This window comes from Streptomyces sp. LBL, assembly GCF_029893585.1.
In the GTDB taxonomy this organism is placed as follows: domain Bacteria; phylum Actinomycetota; class Actinomycetes; order Streptomycetales; family Streptomycetaceae; genus Streptomyces.
The window spans coordinates 1-24115 of sequence record NZ_JARXYX010000045.1 but is presented as its reverse complement, the minus strand read 5'-3'; the positions used below and the strand labels follow the sequence as shown (position 1 = coordinate 24115).

At 69.9% G+C, this 24115-nt stretch carries 25 protein-coding genes, 1 tRNA gene and 4 pseudogenes; 19 read left to right on the top strand and 11 right to left on the bottom strand.

The window, feature by feature from the left end:
* Positions 1-23: 23 nt before the first annotated feature.
* The gene (locus M2271_RS37865; protein WP_280892005.1) at positions 24-488 is read left to right on the top strand and encodes an ArsI/CadI family heavy metal resistance metalloenzyme; all 465 of its coding nucleotides are present in this window, start codon (positions 24-26) and stop codon (positions 486-488) included.
* 7 nt (positions 489-495) lie between these two features.
* Positions 496-715, top strand: a pseudogene (locus M2271_RS37860) (MFS transporter); the annotation flags it as partial.
* A 132-nt stretch (positions 716-847) separates the two neighbouring features.
* Here the strand turns inward: M2271_RS37860 and M2271_RS37855 are convergent.
* The 3 genes from M2271_RS37855 to M2271_RS37845 form a co-directional block, all read right to left on the bottom strand.
* Positions 848-1570: a hypothetical protein gene (locus M2271_RS37855; protein ID WP_280892004.1), complete on the bottom strand. Its 723-nt coding sequence runs from the start codon at positions 1568-1570 to the stop codon at positions 848-850.
* A gap of 137 nt (positions 1571-1707) precedes the next feature.
* Complete coding sequence (locus M2271_RS37850) at positions 1708-1839, bottom strand: hypothetical protein (protein ID WP_280892003.1); 132 nt, start codon at positions 1837-1839, stop codon at positions 1708-1710.
* A gap of 186 nt (positions 1840-2025) precedes the next feature.
* Positions 2026-3537, bottom strand: coding sequence for an FAD-binding oxidoreductase (locus M2271_RS37845; protein ID WP_280892002.1), 1512 nt, complete (start codon positions 3535-3537; stop codon positions 2026-2028).
* 574 nt (positions 3538-4111) lie between these two features.
* Between M2271_RS37845 and M2271_RS37840 the strand changes: the two genes are divergently transcribed.
* Positions 4112-4414 (top strand): zinc-ribbon domain-containing protein, encoded by a 303-nt coding sequence (locus M2271_RS37840; RefSeq protein WP_280892001.1) that lies wholly within the window; start codon positions 4112-4114, stop codon positions 4412-4414.
* Between the two features lie 150 nt (positions 4415-4564).
* Positions 4565-4771: pseudogene (locus M2271_RS37835) on the top strand (DUF72 domain-containing protein); the annotation flags it as partial.
* Positions 4772-4795: 24 nt separating this feature from the next.
* Here M2271_RS37835 and M2271_RS37830 read toward each other — a convergent pair.
* The 3 genes and pseudogenes from M2271_RS37830 to M2271_RS37820 form a co-directional block, all read right to left on the bottom strand.
* Positions 4796-6778: a copper resistance protein CopC gene (locus tag M2271_RS37830; protein ID WP_280892039.1), complete on the bottom strand. Its 1983-nt coding sequence runs from the start codon at positions 6776-6778 to the stop codon at positions 4796-4798.
* A 149-nt stretch (positions 6779-6927) separates the two neighbouring features.
* Positions 6928-7407 (bottom strand): cupin domain-containing protein, encoded by a 480-nt coding sequence (locus tag M2271_RS37825; RefSeq protein WP_280892000.1) that lies wholly within the window; start codon positions 7405-7407, stop codon positions 6928-6930.
* Positions 7397-7524 (bottom strand): annotated as a pseudogene (locus tag M2271_RS37820) (siderophore biosynthesis protein); the annotation flags it as partial. The pseudogene M2271_RS37820 and the gene M2271_RS37825, both read right to left, overlap by 11 nt.
* Before the next feature lie 167 nt (positions 7525-7691).
* On the opposite strand from M2271_RS37820, the gene M2271_RS37815 reads away from it, so the two are divergent.
* From M2271_RS37815 to M2271_RS37800, 4 genes and pseudogenes are all read left to right on the top strand, one after another.
* Entirely contained in the window at positions 7692-8285 is a 594-nt protein-coding gene (locus M2271_RS37815; protein ID WP_280891999.1) for an HhH-GPD-type base excision DNA repair protein, read from the top strand.
* 131 nt (positions 8286-8416) lie between these two features.
* Positions 8417-8536: pseudogene (locus tag M2271_RS37810) on the top strand (HdeD family acid-resistance protein); the annotation flags it as partial.
* A gap of 800 nt (positions 8537-9336) precedes the next feature.
* A complete protein-coding gene (locus M2271_RS37805) occupies positions 9337-9633 on the top strand; it encodes a type II toxin-antitoxin system VapB family antitoxin (RefSeq protein WP_003999914.1) in 297 nt (98 codons plus the stop codon).
* Positions 9634-9732: 99 nt separating this feature from the next.
* On the top strand, positions 9733-10383 hold the full coding sequence (locus tag M2271_RS37800; protein WP_280891998.1) for a LytR C-terminal domain-containing protein: 651 nt from the start codon (positions 9733-9735) through the stop codon (positions 10381-10383).
* Between the two features lie 67 nt (positions 10384-10450).
* Here the strand turns inward: M2271_RS37800 and upp are convergent, their stop codons facing one another.
* Complete coding sequence (upp, locus tag M2271_RS37795; RefSeq protein WP_280891997.1) at positions 10451-11086, bottom strand: uracil phosphoribosyltransferase; 636 nt, start codon at positions 11084-11086, stop codon at positions 10451-10453.
* Between the two features lie 1122 nt (positions 11087-12208).
* Here upp and M2271_RS37790 point away from each other — a divergent pair.
* The 7 genes from M2271_RS37790 to M2271_RS37760 all read left to right on the top strand — a co-directional run bounded on the left by M2271_RS37790 (position 12209) and on the right by M2271_RS37760 (position 16221).
* A complete protein-coding gene (locus M2271_RS37790; RefSeq protein WP_280892038.1) occupies positions 12209-12730 on the top strand; it encodes a hypothetical protein in 522 nt (173 codons plus the stop codon).
* Between the two features lie 56 nt (positions 12731-12786).
* Complete coding sequence (gene tadA / locus M2271_RS37785) at positions 12787-13269, top strand: tRNA adenosine(34) deaminase TadA (protein ID WP_280891996.1); 483 nt, start codon at positions 12787-12789, stop codon at positions 13267-13269.
* 63 nt (positions 13270-13332) lie between these two features.
* Positions 13333-13417: transfer RNA gene (locus M2271_RS37780), tRNA-Ser, on the top strand.
* A 106-nt stretch (positions 13418-13523) separates the two neighbouring features.
* Positions 13524-13703, top strand: coding sequence for a hypothetical protein (locus M2271_RS37775; RefSeq protein WP_280891995.1), 180 nt, complete (start codon positions 13524-13526; stop codon positions 13701-13703).
* Positions 13700-13993 (top strand): Dabb family protein, encoded by a 294-nt coding sequence (locus M2271_RS37770; protein WP_280891994.1) that lies wholly within the window; start codon positions 13700-13702, stop codon positions 13991-13993. The genes M2271_RS37775 and M2271_RS37770 overlap by 4 nt, the downstream gene beginning before the upstream one ends.
* 205 nt (positions 13994-14198) lie before the next feature.
* On the top strand, positions 14199-15068 hold the full coding sequence (locus M2271_RS37765; protein ID WP_280891993.1) for an RNA polymerase sigma factor SigF: 870 nt from the start codon (positions 14199-14201) through the stop codon (positions 15066-15068).
* A gap of 268 nt (positions 15069-15336) precedes the next feature.
* Positions 15337-16221 carry an RNA polymerase sigma factor SigF gene (locus tag M2271_RS37760; protein WP_280891992.1) on the top strand — a complete coding sequence of 295 codons (885 nt, stop codon included), beginning with the start codon at positions 15337-15339 and terminating at the stop codon, positions 16219-16221.
* Between the two features lie 607 nt (positions 16222-16828).
* Here M2271_RS37760 and M2271_RS37750 read toward each other — a convergent pair.
* On the bottom strand, positions 16829-17026 hold the full coding sequence (locus M2271_RS37750; RefSeq protein WP_280891991.1) for a hypothetical protein: 198 nt from the start codon (positions 17024-17026) through the stop codon (positions 16829-16831).
* A gap of 195 nt (positions 17027-17221) precedes the next feature.
* Here M2271_RS37750 and M2271_RS37745 point away from each other — a divergent pair, with 195 nt between their 5' ends.
* The 3 genes from M2271_RS37745 to M2271_RS37735 all read left to right on the top strand — a co-directional run bounded on the left by M2271_RS37745 (position 17222) and on the right by M2271_RS37735 (position 21257).
* Positions 17222-17740: a MarR family transcriptional regulator gene (locus tag M2271_RS37745; protein WP_280891990.1), complete on the top strand. Its 519-nt coding sequence runs from the start codon at positions 17222-17224 to the stop codon at positions 17738-17740.
* 13 nt (positions 17741-17753) lie between these two features.
* Positions 17754-20333, top strand: coding sequence for an MFS transporter (locus tag M2271_RS37740; RefSeq protein WP_280891989.1), 2580 nt, complete (start codon positions 17754-17756; stop codon positions 20331-20333).
* Positions 20334-20435: 102 nt separating this feature from the next.
* Positions 20436-21257, top strand: a complete 822-nt coding sequence (locus M2271_RS37735) for a YceI family protein (protein WP_280891988.1) — start codon at positions 20436-20438, stop codon at positions 21255-21257.
* A 91-nt stretch (positions 21258-21348) separates the two neighbouring features.
* Here the strand turns inward: M2271_RS37735 and M2271_RS37730 are convergent, their stop codons facing one another.
* From M2271_RS37730 to M2271_RS37720, 3 genes are all read right to left on the bottom strand, one after another.
* Positions 21349-21738 (bottom strand): hypothetical protein, encoded by a 390-nt coding sequence (locus tag M2271_RS37730; protein ID WP_280891987.1) that lies wholly within the window; start codon positions 21736-21738, stop codon positions 21349-21351.
* A 126-nt stretch (positions 21739-21864) separates the two neighbouring features.
* Entirely contained in the window at positions 21865-22575 is a 711-nt protein-coding gene (locus tag M2271_RS37725) for a GAF and ANTAR domain-containing protein (RefSeq protein WP_280891986.1), read from the bottom strand.
* Between the two features lie 53 nt (positions 22576-22628).
* Positions 22629-23372: an ANTAR domain-containing protein gene (locus tag M2271_RS37720; protein WP_280891985.1), complete on the bottom strand. Its 744-nt coding sequence runs from the start codon at positions 23370-23372 to the stop codon at positions 22629-22631.
* A gap of 263 nt (positions 23373-23635) precedes the next feature.
* Here M2271_RS37720 and M2271_RS37715 point away from each other — a divergent pair, with 263 nt between their 5' ends.
* Positions 23636-24025, top strand: coding sequence for an STAS domain-containing protein (locus tag M2271_RS37715; RefSeq protein ID WP_280891984.1), 390 nt, complete (start codon positions 23636-23638; stop codon positions 24023-24025).
* Positions 24026-24115: the final 90 nt, after the last annotated feature.

The window sequence follows — 24115 nt, the reverse complement described above, 5'->3', positions numbered from 1 at the left end:
CCACCCACCACAGGAGGTTCGCCATGTCCCGCATACAGCTCGCCCTCCGCGTCCCCGACCTCGCCGCATCCGTGGCCTTCTACCGCAAGCTCTTCGGCACCGAGCCCGCCAAACTCCGCGACGGATACGCCGACTTCGCCATCGCCGAGCCCCCGCTCAAGCTCGTCCTCATCGAAGGCACCGCAGACGAGGCGACCCGCATGGACCACCTCGGCGTCGAGGTCGAGACGACCGAGGACGTCCACGCCGCCACCGCCCGCCTGGGCGAGGCCGGCCTGGTCACCGACGTCGAGGACGACACCACCTGCTGCTACGCCCTCCAGGACAAAGTCTGGGTCCACGGACCCGGCCAGGAACCCTGGGAGGTCTACGTCGTCAAGGCCGACGCCGGCTCTCTGGCCAAGCAGCAGGGCAGCACCTGCTGCGCCGGCCCGGTCGAGGCCGACACCGGCTCGAAGGAACCGGTCGCTGCGGGCGGCTGCTGCTGATCCGCCGATGACCGACCTCCACACCAGCGGGGCCGTGACCGGGACGGGGGACCGGTCATGGCCTCGCGCCCGCCCTGCCCGCCCTGCCCGCCCTGTGCGCCACCCAGATCACCAGCTGGGGAATCGTCTACCACGCCTTCCCCGGGCTGAACCCCCAGATCACCGCGGCCACGGGCTGTTCGGCCACCGCCACCACGGCCACCTTCTCGGGCGCGCTCCTGGTCTCCGTTCGGCCGATGATGGGTCGGGGCTTTCGGCTTCGCCCGTCTCAGTCACCCGTTCACGGCAAAGGAGTCTCGTATCCTCAGCCAGCGCCTCACCGGGCACGTTTCCCGCATCGTGCCGCTCGCGTCCCGTTCCTACAGGTGGGCAACGTAGTCGTAGTTGTCCGGACCGCAGGTGCGCTCGAGGTTCTGAACCACCTTGCGGGGGTTGTCGTAAGGGCCGGAGAGGTAGCACGGCCTGCCGTCCCGGCCGAAGCCGATGACGGGCCGGTCGCCGGGCGGGGCACCCAGGTGCACTGCGGCGTCGGCGAAGCCGTCCGCGGGCTCGAAGCCGAGACTGCGGGAGTAGGCGACCGCATCGTGCACGATGGTCTGCGCCTGCTCCACGGCGATCGCCAGCGGCCGACACTCGAAGGCCGAGTAGTACATCGGTACGTAACTGGTCAGGGATCCGGACCCCATCACCTCGGGGTCGGTGACGTTCTTGACTCCCAGGCAGTACACGTCCACCAGGAACCCGGTGACGGTCACTCTGCTGGCACGTTCCTGGCGGGCCAGGAGGATCTGGGCGAAGCCGCCCGTGCCCGGGTCCGGCTCCTGGCCGAGGGGGTCGGCCGCCGCCCACTCCGGGGCTTTGGCCATGTCCAGTCCCACACTCCAGCCCGCGTTGACCCAGCAGCCCACCACCGGCCGCTCATCCGGCCCGACGTTCGCCAGCGCCGCCTCGGCAACCCGTCTGACCAGCGCGGTGGCCTGGGCCGGGCGCAGCCCCAGCGCCTTCGCGATCTGCTTCGGCGCGCTGCCGCGCTCCCTCATCTCCCGTACCCGGGCCAGCAGTTCCTCGTCACGTGTTCGCACCGTCACAGTCTGCCACTTCGGTGTCGCCTCCATGCGAAGCACCGGGTGCGCGGGCTGCGCAGCTGCCCGCGCCGGCAGGACCGCTCCGGGCCGGAAGCCGGTGGTGTCAGCTCTTGTCCGGCCCTTGTCAGCTCTTGTCAGCCCTTGTCGCCGCGCTCACCCGTGGCGGCCTTGGAGAAGCCGTTCTGCCAGGCGGCCTTCGCTCCGGAGTCGCCGATGCGGTACACGTCGGCAACGGCGCCCGCGGCCACACCGACGGACAGCACCACTGCCGCGACACGGACGACCAGCGCGGAGCGGGACGACGCCGCCGTGGTCCGCTGCCCGGGGGTGGCCTCCGTCGCGGCCGGCCTGCGGGTCGTCCGTCCCCCGGGGGCCGCGGCGGGAGCGGATCCGCGGGATGCCGCGGACGCGGAGTTCGAGGGCGTTGCTGTCGTGGGCGGCCTGCCCCGGTGTCACGACGCGGGCGGGATGCTCTGCTCGTACTGGAAGACGTTGTGGGGGTCGTACTTCGCCTTGATCTCGCGCAGCCGGTCGAAGTTGGCTCCCCAGTACGCGGTTTCCCAGTCCTGCATTCCGATGTTCGGCACGTTGACGTAGGCGCCGTTCACGTAGGGCCGCAGGGCCTGGCTGAACTCGGCGATCCAGGCCTGGGCCTGCGGGGTGAGCGGGTCGCAGACGCCTGGCTGTCCGCTACGAGTTCCCCAGCCGGCGCCGGGTTCGGAGTAGAAGAGGGCGTCGCGATGCGGGAACGCGGTGCCGCCGCGGGGGCTTTTCCTGACCGCACCGCCGAAGGCCTGAGTGAAGAAGTTGCTGTCATCGGTCGGGGCGTCCTGCATGAACGAGGCGATCACGCTGATCGCTTCCTCCGGGAACGGCTTTCTGGTGAACTGCGAGAAGAACTTCCAGTTCGCGGGTTCGTCCTCGGTCGGAATCTGGAATCCCGCATACACGTCGCCCCAGCCGCCGACCTGTGTGGTGACCGCGGGATTGCCCACCGACAGGATCGGGGCCAGCAATTCCTTCGCCTCTTCTGGCGATCCTTCGGCGAGCACCCCGAACAGCAGGATCTGGTTTTTGTGGATCTCCAGCTGGGTTCCGAGGCGGTCCTCGGTGATCGGTGCCGTACGCTGCCAGGCGTCGAAGACCCCGTGCAGGTCGCCGATTCCCTTCCACGTCGCCTGAACATAAGCGACGCTCTTCAGCGGGGCCACTTTGTAGGTAAGTGACGTGACGATCCCGAAGTTGCCGTTTCCCGCCCCGCGGAGCGCCCAGAGCAGGTCCGGGTTGTCGTGCAGATCGGCCTGGACCACCTTGGCGCACTGAGCGCCCGACGCGACGACGATCTCAGCGCCCACCAGGCTGTCGCAGGCCATGCCGAGCCAGCGGGTGAGAAACCCGAATCCACCGCCGAGCGTCGCACCGGACAGGCCGACGGTGCCCTCTGTTCCGGTCGTCACCGCGAGGTTCTGCTGCGCGAGCGTGGTCACCGCTTCCAACTGGTTGAGCCCGGCGCCGACTGTCGCGGTACGCGAGTCCGTGTCGATGCGGACCGACTTCAACTCGCTGATGTCGATCACGATGCCGTTGTCCACGTTCGACCAGCCCTCAAGGCTGTGGCGGCCGCTCCGTACCCGTAGCGCGACGTTGTTCTGCCGCGCCCAGGTGAGGGCGTTGACCACGTCCTGGGTGTTCTGGGCGAAGACGATGACCAGCGGATAGTGAGCGAAGAGCTCGTCCCAGCCGAGGCTCGCACTCGCGTACCCGGGGTCGTTGGGACGGACGATCCGGCCGGTCAGCGCCGCGGGTTCGCATGTCGCGCTTCCGGGTCCATTGCTCGCGGCACTCGCGGCACCCGCGGCACCCGCATTCGGGGCTTCTGCCGACGTAATGCCCGGGATAACGACCGTGCCGGCACCGGCGGCCGCCGTCGCCTTGAGGAGGCCGCGACGAGAAAAATCCTGCATGGTCCGTATCCTCTCGACCCGCTGCGCCAGTATTCGAGTGAGGCACATTTCGCCCGGCTGGCGCATTCCATCCCTTATGGATGATTCTTGGGTCCGCAGAGTAACAGGGGTGATCCGTGACGCTGTTGCCCGACGCGCTTACTGCGGACGAGCCCAGTCGGGTGGAACAGGCGGGGCTTGATATTCAGTTTGTCGGTCTGCGGTCGGCCATTCTGTCGCTCATGCGGTGCCCGCGGTGCGTACGCTGGAATCTGCAACACAGCCAGGGCGAGTACAGGTCGCAAAACTACACGCGGCTAGCGCTCCCGACCGTGAAGTTCGCCCGTGCGGGCATTTCCCTTGCCTGCTCCACTTATGGAAAAGCTAACGAAATGTTTCCATCCAGAAGAACGCGGCCCTGTCGCTGAGGACGAGCGTGCGACTGGTTCGGCGGGCCCCTCGCCACCCCACGTCGGCCTGGACCCGGGCTCCCGCGAGGTCGCGGCGGGGCGCTGTCCGTGAGGAGGCGGGGTCGAAGTACCGTCGGCCGACCGGCATCTCGTCGGGGACCGGCGACACAGGAAGGATCAGTGGCGTGATCATCTTCGGTACCAAGGGATATCTGTACCAGCTCGCGATACTGACGTTGGTGTGTGGACAGTGCGGAAATCCGTCTGCTCACACGCTCAGGAAGCGGGTCACGAAGTTCACCTTGTTCTTCGTGCCGCTGTTTCCGATCTCCACGAAGTACGGGACGCAGTGCACCTTCTGCGGGGCGGAGCAGAAGGTGACCAAGGAGCAGGCGGAGCAGCTTCAGGCGCAAGGCGGCCAGGGCGGTCAGGACGGACAGAGCGGTCAGGGGTACGGGCAGCCGCAGCAGCGGCCGTACCAGGGCTGAAGGGGCCGTATCAGGGCTGAAGGTGGCGTCCCTTCCTGAGCGCCGGGTAACCGCTCCTCCATGGCCAACATCCTTGTCGACAGTTGCTCGTGGACGGACCGTGCCCTGGTCGGCAGCGGCTGGTACCCGGCCGGGCGGGGGACGCCGAGGCACGGACGCAGTGCCGCCTGGGGAACCAGCAGCAAGGAGGACCGCTTCCGCTACGACCACTCCGCCGCCGAACTCGCCGAATGGGTTCCTCGCTTACGTGCCCAGGCCGGCCAAGTGGACGAGCTGCACGTCCTGTTCAACAACTGCTGCGCGGACTCCGCCGTACGCGCCGCCGAGACCATGTCACGCCTCCTCGCCGAGGGCTGACGTCCATAGGAGCGTCCTCCCTGGCTAACCCCCGAGCCGCGCCGTCTTCGTCTCGCTCACCTGGTCGATCTCCGAGATCCGGACCGTGACCTTCATCGTCCAGTCGCCCTTGATGGGCAGGCTGAGCGAGTCCGTGGCCCAGTAGCCGCCCTTGTCGGTGAGGTTGGCGTTGAGCGGGCCGATGTCCTGGGAGGGGAGTGTGAAGGAGAGACGGAGTTCCGGGACGCTGGACAGGCCGCCGTCGGGGCCGTAGACCACGGCCTCGACCGAGTAGTCGCCGGCGCTGGTGCCCGGGAGGAGGGTGATCTGGGCCTTGCCGTAGCCACCGGGGGTGCCGGTGTCGAAGGGGATGACGGTGACGGACGCGGTCTGCAGCCCGCCCGACTGCGTGGCCTGCGCCGACTTCTCCGCCTCAGCGGCGGCCCGCCCCGGCAGGGTCCCGGACAACACCGTCGAGAGCAGCAGCACAACGATACCGACGGCTACTTCGACCAGCACCGAGCGGCGCAGACGCCGACGGCCGGGGCCCTCGGAGGCGGTGGCGGAGGGGGCGGAGGGGCTGGAGGGGCTGGGGGGGCTGGAGGGGCTGGAGGGGCTGGGGGTGGGGGTGGAGGCGGGTTCGGCGCCGGGGCCCGACGGGCGCACGGGGCCTTCCCCGGCCCCTTTTCCGGTCCCTTGCGTGGCCCCTTCCCTGGTCCCTTGCGTGGCCCCTTCTGCGGCCGATCCGGACGGTCCTCCCACCGGCTCCGGAACCCGCTCCCGTACGACCGCCTCGGACTCGACCTCCGCCGCCACATCCGCCCCGTTCCCCGTAGCCGCCCCGTTCCCCGTAGCCGCAGCTTCCGCCGCGTTCGCCGTGGCCAGCCGGGCCGTCCACTCGCGGGACAGTGCCGCCGCCGTCAACAGGAGGACCACCGCGGCCAGTTTGGCGGTCAGCAGGCTGCCGTAGGAGGTGTCGGTGAGCGCGTCGAGGGAGCCGAGGCCGCGCCAGGACTGGTAGACGCCGGTGACGACGAGGACGGTCACGGAGGCGAAGGCGAGCCGGGAGAAGCGGGCGACCATGGCGGGCGGAGCCACCGACGAGCGGTACAGGGTGAGGAGGAGGGCCGCGAGGCCGCCCAGCCACACCGCCATCGCCAGCACGTGCAGGACGGCCGCCGTCATCGCCACCGGCACCTGGATCCCGGCGGACGCGTGCTCGGCGCCTGCCCAGGTCAGTGCCAGGCCGACGGAGAGCGCGGCGCCCGCCGCGAGCCAGGCGCGGGACCACTCCGTGCGCCGAAGCAGTCGTACGAGGAAGAAGGCGGCCAGGGGCAGCAGGGCCAGGCGGAGCAGCAGCATCGCGCCGGGGCGGGTGGTCACCGTGCGTGCGAGGGACGAGGCGTCGAAGGCGGATGCCGGGCCCACCCCCGACTCGTAGGGTGCGCGCAGGAGCAGCAGGGCGACCGTGGCCCCGAGCAGGATCCACAGGCCCGCCCACAGGGGCCTGCGCAGCGGGCCGAGGTCCGGCGGACGGCACACCGTCACGAAGACGGCGGTGCCGAGCAGCAGGGCGGCGGCGAGGTAGGCGAGATAGCGGGCGATGTTGTAGAGACTGGCGGTCGCCGGGTCCTCCACCGAGCTGGTGTCGATGGCCGGCGGAATGGGGGAGGGTTTGCCGACGGAGAAGGTGAAGGCACCCGAGATGGGGTGGCTGTCGGCGGACACGACCCGATAGGCCACCACATAGGTGCCCTGCGCGAGCTTGGCGGGCAGGGTGGCCCGGACGGTCTCGGAGCGGTCCGGAGCGTGCTGGACCTCGGTGAGCTTCAGCCGCTGGTTGGCGGGGTCGAGGACGCGGAAGGAGTCGTCGAGCAGACCGACGGACTCGGTGAAGGTCAGGGAGATATGGCGGGGGGCCGACTTGAGGACGCTTCCGTCCTTGGGGTCGGCGCCGCGGAGGGCGGCGTGCGCCGACGCGGTTCCGCCGCCGAGGACGAGCAGGACCAGCACGGTGCCGAGCAGCACCAGCCCTTGAAGTCGCCGGTGTCGTCGTCCTGTCCTGAACTCACCGTCACGCTCCACGTCATTTCTCCGTCTGTGGACTTGCCGCCTTCCGGCCCGCCTTCCGGATACGTACGGACGGGAGGGTCCCCCCGCTCACCACGTGGGAGGTTTCACGGGCGGCACAGGCCCGCGATCCGGTCCGCCTCGGCCGGATAGCGGGCCGTCAGCTCCGCCGCGTCCCCGTGCTCGTAGCCCTCGTAGGTGAACCCGGGCGCCATGGTGCAGCCGAACAGGGTCCAGGCGCCGCCCGCCGCGACCCGGCCGCCCATCCAGGTGCCGGCCGGGATGGTGAGCTGGACCTGCTGGCCGGAGAGGACGTCCGGGCCCAGTACGGCGGTCCCGGAGGTGCCGTCGGGGGCGAGGAGCAGGAGGTTCAGCGGGTCGCCGAGGTAGAAGTGCCAGATCTCGTCGGTGGGCAGCCGGTGCAGGGCCGAGAAGTCACCGGGGCCGGCGGTCAGCAGGGCGACGATCGCGGTGCCCTCGGGCCGCCCGTCCGGCCGCTCGGGCCCCGCCCACGTCTGCCGGAACAGCCCGCCCTCACGCGGGATGGGCTCGAGACCGTAGTGGGCGATCAGTGCGTCAGGGGTCACCCGGGAAGGCTACCGCCGCTGCTGGAAGGCGAGTTGGGTGTGGTTCTCCGGCAGGTACACGTCCGGAACGGCTGTCTCCGGCAGGACGACAACGACCGGCCCCGCGTCCAACCCCTGGGGGCCGCCGTACGTCCGCACCCCCTGCGACACGGCGACGCCCCGGACACTGACGTCGTACGTCCGCGAGGAGCCGGCGCTTCCCACGCAACGGCGGCACACGCCGGGGCACCGGCAGCCGTGAACCTGAGGAGCGTCCCGAGGCCTCAGGGGGCATGATCGGGGTCATGGACGTCACCCTTCACCTCGCCCAGGACCCCGAGGCCGACGAGCTGCTCGGGCGCTCCCCGCTCGCCGCGCTGGTCGGGATGCTGCTGGACCAGCAGGTCCCGATGGAATGGGCGTTCAAGGGCCCCCGCACCATCGCGGACCGGCTCGGCGCCGACGACCTGGACGCGCACGAGATCACCGCGCAGGACCCGGAGACCTTCGCCGCGCTCCTGTCCGAGAAGCCCGCCGTGCACCGCTACCCGGGCTCGATGGCCAAGCGCATCCACCAGCTGTGCCAGTACCTCGTGGAGCACTACGACGGTCGGGCCGAGCTCGTCTGGAAGGGCGTCGACGACGGGCGCGAGCTGCTCAGGCGTCTGCAGGAGCTGCCCGGCTTCGGCAAGCAGAAGGCGCAGATCTTCCTGGCCCTGCTCGGCAAGCAGCTCGGCGTACGACCCGAGGGCTGGCGCGAGGCCGCGGGCGCCTACGGCGAACCGGAGTCCTTCCGGTCCGTCGCCGACATCACCGGCCCCGAGTCGCTGACCAAAGTACGGGCCCACAAGCAGGAGATGAAGGCGGCGGCGAAGGCGGCGAAGGCCACCAGGAAGTAAGCCGGGGCAAGCCGAGGTAAGCAGAGCGACCCGTCCCGAACGGCGACCCGTCCCGAACGGCCGCTCCCTCGTACGCGGTCCGAGCAGGGATCATGGCCGAGACCCCGACCGGCTCCCCCAGGGAGACGGTCGAGTCGGTCGCGGTCCTCACCCAGGTCGGTGGTATCCGGCTGGTCGCGGTCGGCGTCGTCGAGATCGTCACCGCGCCGACCATCCGGGGCCGAGCCCGTCAGGTTCCGCGCGCGCTGTGAACCGGTGGCGTCCGCCGGACGGGTGGTTTGCGCCCCGACGTGCTCACCGACCGGCGTGTCACGGGGAGATGACCCCGCATGAGCGCCGTACGAAGTGTGCCGCGCGGCCGGACCTGGCTGCGGGTGCTCGTGCTGCTGCTCGCCGTCCTCGTGCCGGGGGGGCGCCCATGCCGCGGTGCACTCGGCGCCCGTCGCGTCCCCGGAGACCGTCGAGTACGACGTCCTGGACGCGACCGTACGGCCACCGGCCGGCGCCGTCCGCCGAGCCGTCGTACCCCTGCACCCCGCGTTTGTCCCGTCCCCGGCGCCCGTTGCACCGGAGGGCGGTCACCCCCTTCCCGCGTCGCCCTTTCCGCCGTACGCCGTGCGTGCCTTGCGCTCCGTGGTCCTGCGCTGCTGACAGGCCGTCTCCTTCCGTCGGCCAGCAGCTACGAGGCAAGGAACAAGGAACTCAGGCATGCCCACAGACCCGTACGCAGTCCTGCGCGCCTGCTGCGCGCCGAGGTCGTACGCAACACACCGAAGCCGGAAACCACGAAGAAACCGGCGCCGCAGCCGACGACTCCGACGACCCGGATGCCCCGGATGACCCCGGCGAAGGAGCCGGGACACGGCTGACCAGGATCCGGGCGCCGCGGTGTCCGGATCACCGGTTCACGTTCTCCGGGTGCGCCGCTGTCCCTCAGCCGCCGGCATCCCTCACCTTTTGACCGGTATGGGCAATGATCTTCACGTACTTGGCCCACGCGGCCCGAGCCGGGAGGCTGCGCCCGGAACGTCTCGACCGGTAGGCTTTCCGTGTGATCTTCAAGCGCATCGGAAACGGCCGGCCGTACCCCGATCACGGCCGGGAAAGCACCCGGCAGTGGGCGGACGTCGCGCCGCGCCCGGTCCGCCTCGATCAGTTGGTGACGACCAAGGGCCAGCTCGACCTGGAAACCCTGCTCGCCGAGGACTCCACGTTCTACGGCGACCTCTTCGCGCATGTCGTGAAGTGGCAGGGCGACCTCTATCTGGAGGACGGACTGCACCGCGCGGTCCGGGCGGCACTCCAGCAGCGCCAGGTGCTGCACGCACGCGTGCTGGAACTCGACTGAACCACCGTTCGGTGACTGGTTGGCCCTTTTGGGTTGGACTGTGCGGCGTCTAATGATCATCTAGTAGGAATCGCCGCCCTGGCGCACTACGCTGCGCCCATGAGCATGCTGACTCCCCCCGGCATGGGCGGTAAGTACCGGATCACGGGAGACAAGTACCCCCGGATGCGCCGACCCCGGCGGCACGTAAGGCTCGCGTTCGGACTGGTGGCCTCCGTCGCCGCACTCGGCCTGGCCGGCTGGGGCACCCTGCAGCTCATCGACGTCTTCACCGGCGGCGGCAAGAAGGCCGTGGCGGCCGGTCCCAAGGCGGACTGCGGCACCCGGGCAACCCCCTTCGCCTCTGCCTCCGCCGGTATCAGCACTCGGGTCGAGCCGGGGCGGATCACGGTCAACGTGTTCAACGCGACGCCCCGCGGCGGACTCGCCAAGCAGACCGCGGACGAGCTGAAGAAGCGCGGCTTCAAGATCGGCGACGTGGGCAACGCGACCAAGCAGTTCGACAAGAAGGTCAAGGGCGCCGGGGTACTGCTCGGCCCCACGTCCTCCCTGAACACCTCACTGCCGGTCCTCGCCGCCCAGCTCAGCGCCGCCGAGCAGCGCACCGACGCGACCCGCAAGGGCACGGACCTCGACCTGATCATCGGCACCGGCTTCAAGACCCTCACGCCGAAGACGGACGCCGCCAAGGCCCTGGCCAGGATGGCCGCGCCGCAGCCGACATCCACCTCGTCGAAAAAGACCTGCTGAACAGTCGTACCGGGAGAACCGGGCCGGAGCCCGGTGATGCGGATCCCGGTGATGCGGAGTCCGCTGCCTACTCGGCCGCGCCGTACAGCCGGTCCCCCGCGTCGCCCAGGCCCGGGACGATGTAGCCGTGCTCGTTGAGGTGGTCGTCGACCGCGGCCGTGACCACCGTGACCGGAGTGCCCGCGAGTTCGCGCTCCATGATCTCCACGCCCTCCGGGGCGGCCAGCAGCACCACAGCGGTGACATCGTCGGCGCCGCGCCTGATCAACTCGCGGATCGCCGCGACCAGCGTGCCGCCGGTGGCGAGCATCGGGTCGAGGACGTACACCTGGCGGCCGGAGAGGTCCTCCGGCATGCGCGTGGCGTACGTGGAGGCCTGCAGCGTCTCCTCGTTGCGGATCATGCCCATGAAGCCCACCTCGGCGGACGGCAGCAGCCGCATCATGCCGTCCAGCATGCCGAGGCCGGCCCGCAGGATCGGCACCACCAGCGGGCGCGGGTAGGACAGCTTGACCCCGGTGGTCGCGGTGACCGGCGTCGTGATGTCGACCTGTTCGGTGCGTACGTCGCGCGTGGCCTCGTAGGCGAGCAGGGTGACCAGCTCGTCGGCGAGGCGGCGGAAGGTCGCGGAGTCGGTGCGCTGGTCGCGCAGCGCGGTGAGCTTGTGGGCGACCAGGGGGTGGTCGACGACGTGGAGACGCATGGCGACAACAGTAACCGGGCGGGGTGGGCCCGGTGCCCCTGGACGGACCGGGCACGGCTCACGTCCGCCCGTCATCGGTTCATTGGCGTCAAAACGCCCGTTCGGGGGAAAGCGGGAGGGACGGATTGGGGTGATGAACCTATGCCTGGCCGGGAAACCCGCAAGGATCCGTCGCCGCGCACACCGCCGGGGACACGCCGACAGCCGAACACGTCCTCCACCTCGAACACGTCCTCCACCTCGAACGCACCGGAGTCGCCGGGCGGTACGGGGAGGCCGGGCGCACTGGGCCGGTCGGGCGGTCCCAGGAGTCCGGGGAATCCAGGGAACCCGGGGAATCCAGGGAACCCGGGAAAACTGACTGGCTCGGAGAGCCCGGAGAACCCGCGGAATCAGAAGAGCCCGGGGAACCCGGGGAACCCGGGTTCTCACGGAAGGCCGGAGATTCCCGGTCTGCTGCATCGGCCGGACGGTCCGGAGACCGACGCCGAGCGCCGACGACGCCGGGCCCAGTTCCTGCGCGACCTGGCCGCGGCCCGCGAACTGCGTGACCGCGTCCAGCCCCGCCGGGCGAAGACCGCCCGCCTCAGGCACGCGATGCGCATGCGCACCTTCCGCTGGTGATCGGCCGGGATCCCGCCGGCGATCGCCGGTATGACGCCGGGGATCGGCCGGTATCGGTTTGGCGATCGGCCGGTATCGGTTTGGCGATCGGCCGGTATTTCGCTGGTGATCCGCTGGTGATCCCCCGCTGAGGGCCGGCGATCCCCCTCTTGGGCCGCTGCGGGACCGCTGAGGACCGGGACACGCCCGGCAGGCGGCCACCAGGGGAAGATCACGGGACGCGTGGGCGTTGTGTGCGTGGTCGCGCGCGGACGCCTGGAAAAGCCGCGTACGATCCGCTGTTGGCGGCAACGAGTGCGCTGGTGAGACCTCGACGGGCCCTCGGCTGCCAGGAGATCGGCGGCAGCCGGAGACACAGGGAGCCGAAGACCTCCCCTGAGCGTCTTGTTTCTGCCACGATTCCGAGTGGGTGGGCTCGGAGCACCAGCTCTCCCCGCCCCGCAACCTCCGCCGGGGGGACCCCCAACCGGCACGCCTATGACCAGTGGGAGAGTCACGGTGTACTTCGCCGCACTGCTCGCGCGCACCGAAGACGGGTGGGAAGCGAGCGACACAGAGCTCGACGATGTGGAGACCCTGTCGGATCTCGCCGACCTGGCCCGTGAAGCCTCGCCGGAGGACGACACGGTGCTGGTGCTCATCGAGCAGGAGGACGCCTGGTTCGGCGTCGTCCGGATCGACGGTGAGGACGACCCTCGTATCTACGTCTCGGACGCCGCCGCCGCCGCTCGTAGTTCGTACGGGGAGATCCTGCTCACCGACGAACTGCTCGGCCGGAATCCGGACGACGACGTCGCCGATCTGGACTCCCTCGACCTCGACGGGACCGAGGACGGTGAGGACGACGACACCGAGGGCGGCGCCTCGGCCGACGCGGTACCGCACGGCCCCGTCGGCGACCCCGGGATCCTCGACGACCTCGGCGTCGGCGTGAAGGTGCTCAAGGCGCTGTCCACGGATGCGCTCACCGAGATCGCCGAGTCCCTCGGCGCCTCGGAGACCCTGGAGACCGTCCGCTGACCGACCAGGGCTTCCAAGAACCGCCGGACCCGGTACGCGACCGCTGGCGGGCCGCGATGCGGCTCGCCCTGGCCGAGGCCGAGCAGGCCGGCCGTGGCGGGGACGTCCCTGTCGGTGCCGTCCTGCTGTCCCCGGACGGTACGACCGTGCTCGCGGCCGGACACAACGAACGCGAGGCCACCGGCGACCCCACGGCCCACGCGGAGATCCTCGCCGTCCGGCGGGGCGCCGCCGCACTGAACGCCGCGGCGCGAAGCGCCTCCGGCGAGGGGGGCGGTGGGATACGGGCGGGCCAGTGGCGACTGTCCGGCTGCACGCTGGTCGTGACGTTGGAGCCTTGCACGATGTGCGCGGGCGCCCTCGTGCAGTCCCGGGTGGACCGGGTGGTCTACGGCGCCCGGGACGAGAAGGCGGGCGCGGCCGGCTCCCTCTGGGACGTCGTCCGCGACCGGCGGCTCAACCACCGGCCCGAGGTGATCGAGGGCGTGCTCGCCGAGGAGTGCGCCGCGATCCTCACCGACTTCTTCCGCGCCCGCTGACCGTCGCCGCGGCCCGCGAAACGGATTTCAAACCACGCCCATCGGTGCTGTAAGGTCTCCCTCGGTAGCGTGTCCGAGCGGCCGAAGGAGCTCGCCTCGAAAGCGAGTGTGGCGCAAGTCACCGAGGGTTCAAATCCCTCCGCTACCGCGCGAGAAGGGCCCCGTCGTCAGACGGGGCCCTTCGTGCGATCATGTGCGCTCGTCGGGGCGTATCAGCGCCCGCTTCAGTGACAGGGGAGACAGGGGAGGCCGCAATGGCGGTGAACTCGAAGAAGATCGCCGTCTATGTAGTCGTGGTCTTCGCGCTGTACGTGATCATCACGGACCCCGCCAAGGCCGCGGACTACGTCCAGATAGCCTTCGAGGGCGTATCGGACGCCGCGAAGTCCATCGGCGACTTCATGTCCTGGGTCGCTCAGGGAGGAAATTCATGATCCGCCACCTGGTCCTCTTCAAGCTCGACGAGGGCGTCGAGCGCGACGATCCGCGCGTGGTGAAGGGCGAGGAGGCCTTCCGGTCCCTCGACGGCAAGATCCCCGAGGTCCGTTTCTGGGAGCTCGGCTGGAACCTCAGCGACCGCCCCATCGCGTACGACTTCGCCATCAACTCCGGCTTCGAGGACGCGGCCGCGCTGCGCCGGTACGTGGAGCATCCGGAGCACCAGGCGGGCGCGGCCCTGTGGAAAGAGTTCGCCACCTGGGTGATCGCGGACTACGAGTACTAGGGCACCAGCAGGTCCCCACCAGGCAGTACCAGGACACCACCATTGGCAGCGCCAGGGCAGCACTCAGGTGCCGCGCTGCACAGCCCCCCGCCGGAACGGCGGGGGGCTTTTCCGCGTCGTGTGCCCAACTCTTCCCTCAACACGGGGTGATGCGGTGCTTGCACACAGTGCACATGTCTTGTGATGCTATGACCGCTTTTGATGGATGAGTCGACCGATGAAGACCGATGAAGAGGTGGCGTTGACCGTGTCGGCCAGTACCGCGCCGCCCCAGGAAGTCGCCGATGTCGTGGAAGCCGCACCCCAGCGGAGCCGCGGTGCCGACACCCGGGCCCTCACCCAGGTGCTCTTCGCCCAGCTCAAGGAGTTGCGACCGGGCACACCGGAGCACAGCCGGGTGCGCGGCACGCTCATCGAGGCCAACCTCCCGCTCGTGCGCTACGCGGCCGCCCGCTTCCGTTCCCGCAACGAGCCGATGGAGGACGTCATCCAGGTCGGCACCATCGGCCTCATCAACGCCATCGACCGCTTCGACCCGGAGCGGGGCGTGCAGTTCCCGACCTTCGCCATGCCGACGGTGGTCGGCGAGATCAAGCGGTACTTCCGGGACAACGTCCGCACGGTCCACGTACCGCGCCGGCTGCACGAGCTGTGGGTGCAGGTCAACAGCGCGACCGAGGACCTGACGACCGCCTTCGGGCGCACCCCGACGACCTCCGAGATCGCCGAGCGGCTGCGCATCAACGAGGACGACGTGCTGTCCTGCATCGAGGCCGGGCGCTCGTACCACGCCACCTCACTGGAGGCCGCGCAGGAGGGCGACGGGTTGCCGGGACTGCTGGACCGGCTCGGCTACGAGGACCCGGCCCTGGACGGCGTCGAGCACCGCGACCTGGTCCGGCATCTGCTCGTCCAGCTTCCGGAACGCGAACAGCGAATCCTGCTGCTGCGCTATTACAGCAATCTCACCCAGTCGCAGATCAGCGCGGAACTCGGCGTGTCCCAGATGCACGTCTCGCGGCTTCTCGCCCGCAGCTTCCAGCGGCTGCGCTCCGCGAACCGGATCGAGGCATAACCGCATACATGTTCGACTGGTCACCGTCAAGAGCGAATCGCTCACCCGTGCGGATCACGCAGCCTCGGTGTCGAATAACCGTCAGACCCCCTTCATCCAGGGCGTATTCACATCTCACATGTCGACATGTCACTACAGCGTGTTGCCGACATGTGACATTCTGCCGGAAGAGCGTTTGCCGAGGCTTCGGCTCCGGTATTCAGGTGAAGGCTGCGTTCCCCCGACGGGAGCGTCCGCCGCGACCGTCCCGCGACCCAAAGGGGGTGGCATGTCCGCAGATCAGGGCAGCTCGAAGGTGCTCACGCTCACAAAGAGCGAGGCTGCGCCCGCGCTCGACGAAGTAACGGCGGTCGTCGAGGCCGCGCCGGCACCGGCCCTCCCCGCTCCGGAGGCCATCAACACCCGCACCCTGTCCCGCTCCCTTTTCCTGCGGCTCGCCGCACTCGACGAGAACAGCCCGGAGCGTGGGTACGTCCGGGACACCCTCATCGAGCTGAACCTCCCGCTGGTGCGGTACGCCGCAGCCCGCTTCCGCTCGCGCAACGAGCCGATGGAGGACATCGTCCAGGTCGGCACCATCGGCCTGATCAAGGCGATCGACCGTTTCGACTGCGAACGGGGCGTGGAGTTCCCGACCTTCGCGATGCCGACGGTGGTCGGCGAGATCAAGCGGTTCTTCCGTGACACCTCCTGGTCGGTCCGCGTCCCGCGCCGCCTCCAGGAGCTGCGGCTCGCCCTCACCAAGGCCAGCGACGAGCTCTCCCAGAAGCTGGACCGGTCGCCCACGGTGGCCGAACTCGCCACGGTGCTCGGGGTGTCGGAGGAGGACGTCGTCGACGGCCTCGCGGTCGGCAACGCGTACACCGCCTCCTCGCTGGACTCCCCGGCCCCGGAGGACGACGGCGGCGAGGGCTCCCTCGCGGACCGCCTCGGCTACGAGGACACCGCCCTGGAGGGCGTCGAGTACCGCGAGTCCCTCAAGCCTCTGCTGGCCAAGCTCCCGCCTCGCGAGCGGCAGATCATCATGCTGCGTTTCTTCGCGAACATGACCCAGTCGCAGATCGGCGAGGAGGTCGGCATCTCCCAGATGCACGTCTCCCGGCTGCTGACGCGGACGCTGTCGCAGCTGCGGGAAGGCCTCATCTCGGACTGAGGTCCGTCCGGGGAGCCGCGAGAGTCCTCTCCGCCGGAGCGTCTGCCACCATGGCGCGATGCTTCGAGTGACTTCGAGTGACTTCGAGTGGCATGGACACATGGCCGTCGGGGCGCCTTCATCGGCGCGTCGGCGGCCGTCGTCCGTCCGGGCGGTGTCCTGCCCGCGTGCGGAGGGGCGGAGGCGACGAGGACGTGGGCGGAGAGGGCGAGGACGTGCCCCCCGGCCTGCACAACACCGGGGGATCCGCGGTGTGTTCGGGCAGCGTGACCTTTGGCCCGGACGTCATCGGCACGCACGTCATCGGCGCACTCGGCGTCGACTGGGCGACGCTCGAGTCCGCCGCGGCGCTCCCCGCCCCGACCGAAGTCGGGGCACGGAAGATGAGGACCTGGACGGTGTGCGTCGACGGCCGGCGCCGTGCCGATCGGGATGCACGTGGAGACGCGGGACGTGTCCGTCCAGTGGGAGTAGTCGCGTAGGCGTTGCTTCGGGCGGTTGCTTCAGGCGGGTGTTTCATCTGTTGCTTCCGGCGGGTGCGTCAGCTCCCGGCGGCTGCTTCAGCCTCCGGCGGTCGCGTCAGCTCCCGGCGGCTGCTTCCGCCTGGTTACTTCAGCGCGAGCCAGGCCACGGCCGCGACGATCACCACCGCGGCGATCACGCCAATGATCAGGCCGAGGCGGGGGCCGCCGGCGGAAGTCGTCTGCTGCTGGCGGCCCTGAGGGGCCTCGTCGACGAACGCGCGGAACATCTGGGTGTTGCCGGCGGGGTCATGGTTGCCCTGGGGGCCCTGGGTGTTAGCCATGTCCCGAGACCCTAGCGAATCCCCGGAGGGGACCCAAGTGTGGGCCGAGGGACCGGATCACCGCATACCACCTGCGTGATTACTTTAGTGATACTTGCCTTTGCCAAGTTTTTGTCTCGGAACCCTCCGCTTTTATTTGCCTGTAACAACCAACCGGTTCTATGGTTGCCCTAAGCAACGAACACGGGAGACGAGATGGCCGAGCAGGCGCGGTACGAGGAGCTGATCCGTCAGTTCAGCGCCTTCGGCGCCGTACGCAGGGAGTTGGGGCGGATCCTGCCGTCCGACTGCCCCAGCGGCTCCGCCGCCGTGCTGACGCTCCTCGGGCGCCACGGAGACATGCGCATGAGCAAGCTCGCGGAGCTGCTCGCCGTGGACATGTCGGTCACCAGCCGGCATGTGGCCCATGTGGCCGGACGCGGCTGGATCGAGCGCTCCCCCGACCCGGCGGACAAACGCTCACGCATCCTGCGCCTCACGCCCGCGGGACGCGACCGGATCGACGAGCTGACCCGGCGGACCTGCCAGATGCTCGCCGAACGGCTGAGCGACTGGACCGATGACGAGGTCGGACAGCTCACCCAGCTCATGGCGCGGCTCAGAGCGAGTTTCGACGACTCCCGTACCGCGCACCCGGAATCCCGGACGCCCACCGCGCCCGTGCTCGAACGGTCTCCGGACCGGTCCACCCGTACACCCGCGATCACCACGTAAGAGAAGGAATTTCATGGCAACGACCACACCAGCCGGTGTGCGGGCCCACGCCAGGCACGAAGGAGGGGCCCCCGACGACGCGCCGATGACCCACCGACAGATCATGGAGGCGCTCTCCGGGCTGCTGCTCGGGATGTTCGTGGCGATCCTTTCGTCCACGATCGTCTCGAACGCCCTCCCGGAGATCATCGGTGACCTCGGCGGCGGCCAGTCCGCCTACACCTGGGTCGTCACCTCCACGCTGCTGGCGATGACGGCGACGACTCCCCTGTGGGGCAAGCTCGCCGACCTGTACAACAAGAAGGCGCTCGTCCAGATAGCGCTGGTCATCTACGTCCTGGGCTCGGTGGTCGCGGGTCTGTCGCAGAACCCCGCCATGCTGATCGCCTGCCGAGTCGTGCAGGGCGTCGGTGTCGGCGGTCTGTCCGCACTCGCCCAGATCGTGATGGCCGCGATGATCTCCCCGCGTGAGCGCGGGCGTTACTCCGGTTACCTCGGTGCGACCTTCGCCGTCGCCACCGTCGGCGGCCCGCTCCTCGGCGGTGTCGTCACCGACACCTCGTGGCTGGGCTGGCGCTGGTGCTTCTACGTCGGCGTCCCCTTCGCCGTCATCGCGCTGATCGTGCTGCAGAAGACCCTGCACCTGCCCGTCGTGAAGCGGGACGTGAAGGTCGACTGGGCCGGCGCGTTCTTCATCTCGGCCGCGGTCTCGGTGCTGCTGCTGTGGGTCACCTTCGCCGGCGACAAGTACGACTGGCTGTCCTGGCAGAGCTACGCGATGGTCGCGGGCTCGATCCTGCTCGGCCTGATCTTCGTGTTCGTCGAGTCCAGGGCCAAGGAACCGATCATCCCGCTGCGGCTGTTCCGCAACCGCACCATCACCCTGTCGTCGATCGCCTCGATGTTCGTGGGCGTCGCGATGTTCTCCGGCACGGTGTTCTTCGCCCAGTACTTCCAGCTGGCCCGGGACAAGTCGCCGACCATGTCGGGTGTCATGACGATCCCGATGATCGGCGGTCTGTTCGTCTCCTCCACGGTCTCCGGGCAGTTCATCACCCGCACCGGCAAGTGGAAGGCCTGGCTGGTCAGCGGCGGTGTCCTCATCACTGCGGGCTTGGGCCTGCTGGGCACCATCCGCTACGACACGGACTACTGGAAGGCCGCCGTCTTCATGGCCCTCCTCGGTCTCGGCGTCGGCATGATGATGCAGAACCTGGTGCTGTCCACGCAGAACCAGGTCGACCCGAAGGACCTCGGCTCGGCCAGCTCCACGGTGACCTTCTTCCGGTCCCTCGGCGGTGCGATGGGCGTCTCGGCGCTCGGTGCCGTCATGGCCACCCGCATCGGCGACTACGCCCAGGACGGCATCGCCGGTCTCGGCCCCAAGTACGCGTCCCTCGCGTCCGGTTCGTCCAGCGACTCCATCCCGGACATGGACAAGCTGCCCGCGCCGCTGCGCACGGTCATGGAGAGCGCGTACGGCCACGGCATCGCCGATGTCTTCCTGATCGCGGCGGGCACGGCGCTGCTCGCCTTCCTCATCACGCTGTTCATCAAGGAGGTCCCCCTGAGGACGAAGGGCGCGCTGGCGCAGACCACCTCGCCGGAGGCGGAGACCCCGGCGGAGGCCGCTCCGGCCGCCGCGGCACAGGCTCCGGCCGACGCGCAGGCTCCGGCACAGGCTCCCGCCGAGGAGCGCGTCCCGAGCTGGGCGGTCGCCGACTCCACGACCGAGACGACCGAGGCGGGTCCCGACGGCACGCAGCGGCTCGCGGCGGTCGCCACGATCGCACGGCCCGAGGGATCCGCGGGTGCCTCCGGTGGCTCCTCCGGTGGTGTCCCGGTGCGTGGTTTCGTACGAGGTGCGGAGTCCGCTCCGGTACCGCGGGCCGCGGTCACCCTGATCTCCCTGGCGGGACGGCAGCTGGGCCGGGCGGTCGCCCACAGCGACGGCTCCTACACCCTGGACGCGCCCGGCACCGGCTCCTACGTACTGATCGCCTCCGCCGACGGCTTCCAGCCCCAGGCCTCCACCGTCGTCGTGGGTGACCAGCCGGTGGCGTACGACATCCTCCTGTCCGGCACCAGCGGCCTGACCGGCACCGTCCGCGCCGCCCAGACCGGCAGCGCGGTCAAGGACGCCATGGTCATCGTCACCGACGTGCGCGGGGACCTGCTGGCCACCGGTACCACCGGCGAACACGGCGAGTTCGCGTTCACGGACCTCGTCCCCGGCGCGGTCACCATCGCCGTCAACGCCGCCGGATACCGGCCGCGCGCCCTCCCGGTCGAGGTCGGCGCCACCGGCGTGACCCGGCTCGAAGTCGACCTGGACGCCGGAGCCCAGCTCCAGGGCACCGTCCACGCGCCCCACGGCCCGCTGGCCGACGCCCGTGTCACCCTCGTCGACGCCGCCGGCAACGTCATCGGTACCGCCACCACCGGCACCGACGGTGCCTACGCCTTCACCGACCTCGACGGCGGCGAGTACACCGTCATCGCCACCGGCTACGCCCCGGTCGCCACCGCACTGACCCTCACCGGACAGGGCACCGACGACCACGACATCGAACTCAGCCACCCCAGCGAGTAGATGGACTCCGGCCCGTGACGGGCACGCTCCGAGCAAGGGCGTGCCCGACACGGGCCGATTTCGTTATGACCATTTTGTAAGGCTTTTTCAGGGAGAATCGGGATGGGACTGACCGCGAAGATCCGTACGCGGGACGGATGGGCCGTGTCGCACGCGGTCGTCACGGTGACCGACATGACCGGCTCGCAGGTGCTGCGCGCCGAGGCCGACGCCGAGGGTGCCGTACGGGACACGACTGAGCTCGCACCGGGGGCGTACACCGTCATCGTCACGGCCGTCGGCTACGCGCCCGCCGCCGCGAGCGCGCTCGTCACGGCGAGCGGCCGGGCCGCGGTCGGCACGGTGACGTTGGCCCGGCAGGGGGGCACGGAGCTGCCGCCGCCGGGCCCGTGGACCATCGACCCGGCGCACTCCAGTGTGGCCGCGGTCGCCCAGCACCTGGGGATCTCCAGCGTGCACGGCCGGTTCACGGAGTTCGCGGCCTCGATCGAGGTCGCCCCGGACGAGGTGGCCAAGTCCCGGGTGGAGGCGGTCATCAAGGCCGCGTCCATCGACACCGGCAACGGTATGCGCGACACCCACCTGAGGTCGGCGGACTTCCTGGACGTCGAGCGGTTCCCGGAGATCACGTACCACTCGACCGGGCTGACGGTGGCCGGTTCGGACCGCTGGACCGTGCACGGCGACCTGACCCTGCACGGCGTCGCCCGCCCGGTCGACCTGGACCTGGCCTATCTCGGCACCGGTTCCGACCCCTGGGGCGGCACCCGGGCGGCCTTCCGGGCGACGACAGAACTGCACCGGGAGGACTTCGCCATGAACTACAACCAGGTCGTCCAGGCGGGGATCGCGGCCATCGGGACGACGCTGAAGGTGGAGCTGGACGTGCAGGCGGTCCAGGGGGACGCGCTACCGCAGGCTTGATGGTCTGCCAGATGAGCCCTCTGATCGGCCACATGAGCCCGTCGATCGGTCACATACGGCTGACAATCGGTCACATGAGACGTGCGATCGGTCACATGAGGCCCACGATGCGTGGCGGGGCGAACAGATGGCGGGCGCGATGCTCCTCGGCCGCCATCTCGGCTCCCTGCAGCAGGCCGGGTGTCCGCTCCCGGGGCTTGGCCAGGGAGTCGCGGTGGCCGACGCAGGTCGCGCAGGCGGGGTCCCAGTCGGGCAGCGCCTCGCGGTGCGCGTCGGCCAGATGACGGCCCAGGCTGATCTGCGTGCCGGCGACGCTGTCGGTGACGTCCCAGTCGACGCCCGGGTCCTCGGCGGTCAGTCCGGCGATGACGGCCTGGACGTGCTTCATCGCCTCGTAGCGGCGGACGCACTCGGCGCAGTCCCACATCCAGGCGGGCGGCAGCGGCCACTGGTCCTCGGGGCTGAGGTCTTCCGCGCTCATACGGGCCACGGTAGGCGCTGCGGGCACGGCCCCGCAGGCATCCGTACGAACTGGACAACTGGACGCCTCCCGGCCGCAATGCGGGAGCAGCCTGACAGGGCGCCTCCGATTCCCGTGAGACGAGCCTCAGTTCCGGTCGCCCGAGGACCGCCCGGCGCCGCGGGTCGCCCGGGCGACCAGGTCGGTGCACAGGTCCCGGAGTTTGACGTTGTGGTTCTGTGAGACCCGGCGCAGGCGTTCCAGGGCGATCCGGGCGTCGATCCGCTCCTGGGCCATGAGGATGCCGATCGCCTGGTCGATGACGCTGCGGGAGAGCAGCGCGGTGCGCACGTCGGTGACGGACTCCCGGCGGCGCTCGATGCCCAGGGCGACGTCGACCGTGTCACCCACCCGGGCAGCGAACGCGCGGGCAGCGTCCCGGCCCGGGCCGAGCGAGCCGGGTTCGACACCGTAGAGGTTGAGGGCGGTACCTCTTTCGCCCTCGACGGCGATGGGGATCGCCAGCACACAGCGCACGCCGACGGAGAGCGCGTACTCCGTGTACGTGGGCCAGCGGGCCTCCGCCTGCAGGTCGGGGGCGTACTGCTCGACGCTGGTCTCGGCGGCCTCCACACACGGCCCCGAGCCGTTCTCGTACTGGCGCTGGTCGAGGCCGCTGGGCAGGCCGTGGCTGCCGGCCAGGGTGAGCAGCCGGTCGCCGCGGCGCACCGTGATGCTGCACGCGGCCGCGCCCGGCACCGCCTGCACCGCGCGATCGGTCAGGTCGCGCAGCAGCGTGTCGAGTCCGCTGCTGCGCACGATGGCCATTTCCAGCGTGTCGGGCATCTCGGGGCTCATGACTGTACGGATATCCCGTCGACGCCCGTTAACTCCCCGCGCCACCGGGTCCGTTATGCGGCGCCGTGCGCGTCCAGGATGCGGCGGGCGAGGTCGCGCAGCTTGATGTTCTCCCGTTGCGAGGCCTTGACCAGGGACTCGAACGCCTCCGCCGCGTCCATGTCCATCCGCTCCATGAGGATCCCGGTGGCCTGCCCGATCAGGTCCCGGGTGCGCATGGCCTCCGTCAACTGCTCCCGTACGGTGGCCGAGTCGAGGGCGAGACTGACATGGGCGGTGAACAGCCGGCCGACGCGGGTGGCGGCCTCGTCGAAGGCGCGCGGCTTGCGGGAGTAGGCCGTGAGCACGGTCAGCCGGCGGCGGTCGGCGCGCAGCCGCAGCGACAGTGCCGAGCGCAGGCCCAGGTGGTAGAGGACGGCCCCGCCGTCGTCGGCCTCGCTGTCCTCCAGCCGTACGACGGGCGTGGTCCACAGATGTTCCCAGTACGGCGCCTGCTCCTGTCCGGTGGATCCGGTGGATCCGGTGGATCCGGTGAGTCTTGTGGGTCTTGTGGGTCCGGTGGGTCTTGTGTGCCCGGCCTCGGCGGAGCGCACGACCTCGTCGGTCCAGGCGACCGTGCGGCGGTGGTGGGTACCCTCGATCACGGAGATGCCGGCGTGGTCGGCGCCGGGCAGGAGACGCACGGCGAGATGGACCGCCGTGTGCATGGTGCTGTGCGAGGTCACAGTGTCGTGCAGTTGCTGAGCTGCCGCCGTCAGGGCTTCCGCCAATTCATAACCGGCGGGAAAACGGGGCAAATCAGGAAAGTCGGACGCAGACACCACGAACCTCTTCGGCGTGCACGACCGAACGGCCGTGCGCAGGAGAGCTCCGCAGCACATTCCTGACTGCGAGCACAGGACGGACAGCACTTTAGCTGCTCGGTTGCGTCGAGGTGACGTCTGGCCGACGCCTGGACGCAAGCCCTTTCGAGCATGGTCGTCGGCATGGTGAAATGGGGGCGACAGGTCAGGAAGTGGCCGCCCCGGAATCCGGACGAGCGTTCTGCCAGGTGAGCACCATGACCTTCCTCCCGAATCCGTGCGACCTGCGTGATCTACGCGATCTGCCCGGCTGCACCACTGTCGTCGCCCTTCCCTCCGAGATCGACCTCTCCAACGTCGCAGGCCTCTTGGACCGGGTCATGTCCGCCGTGGACACCCGTAGCGACCGGCTACGGGTCCTGGTCCTGGACTTCACCGCGACCGACTTCATGGACTCCCAGGGCGTCCGCCTCGTCGACGAGGTCCGCCACCGGCTCCAGCCCGAGGTGCGGGTACGGGTGGTGGCCCGGCCCGACGGCGTCGCCACCCGCGTCCTGGAGCTGACAGGGGTGCGGCGCGACGTGCCGGTCTACGGCGACCTGAGCGAGGCGCTGGAGGACCAGGGCCTGGGCCCTGGCCTGGACTAGTGCCGCATCAGGCAACGTTCGCCCTGTCGTGACGCGCCGTCCGGGTGCTGTACCGGGCAGCGTGTGGCTGTCAGGGTGTGTCGGTGGCAG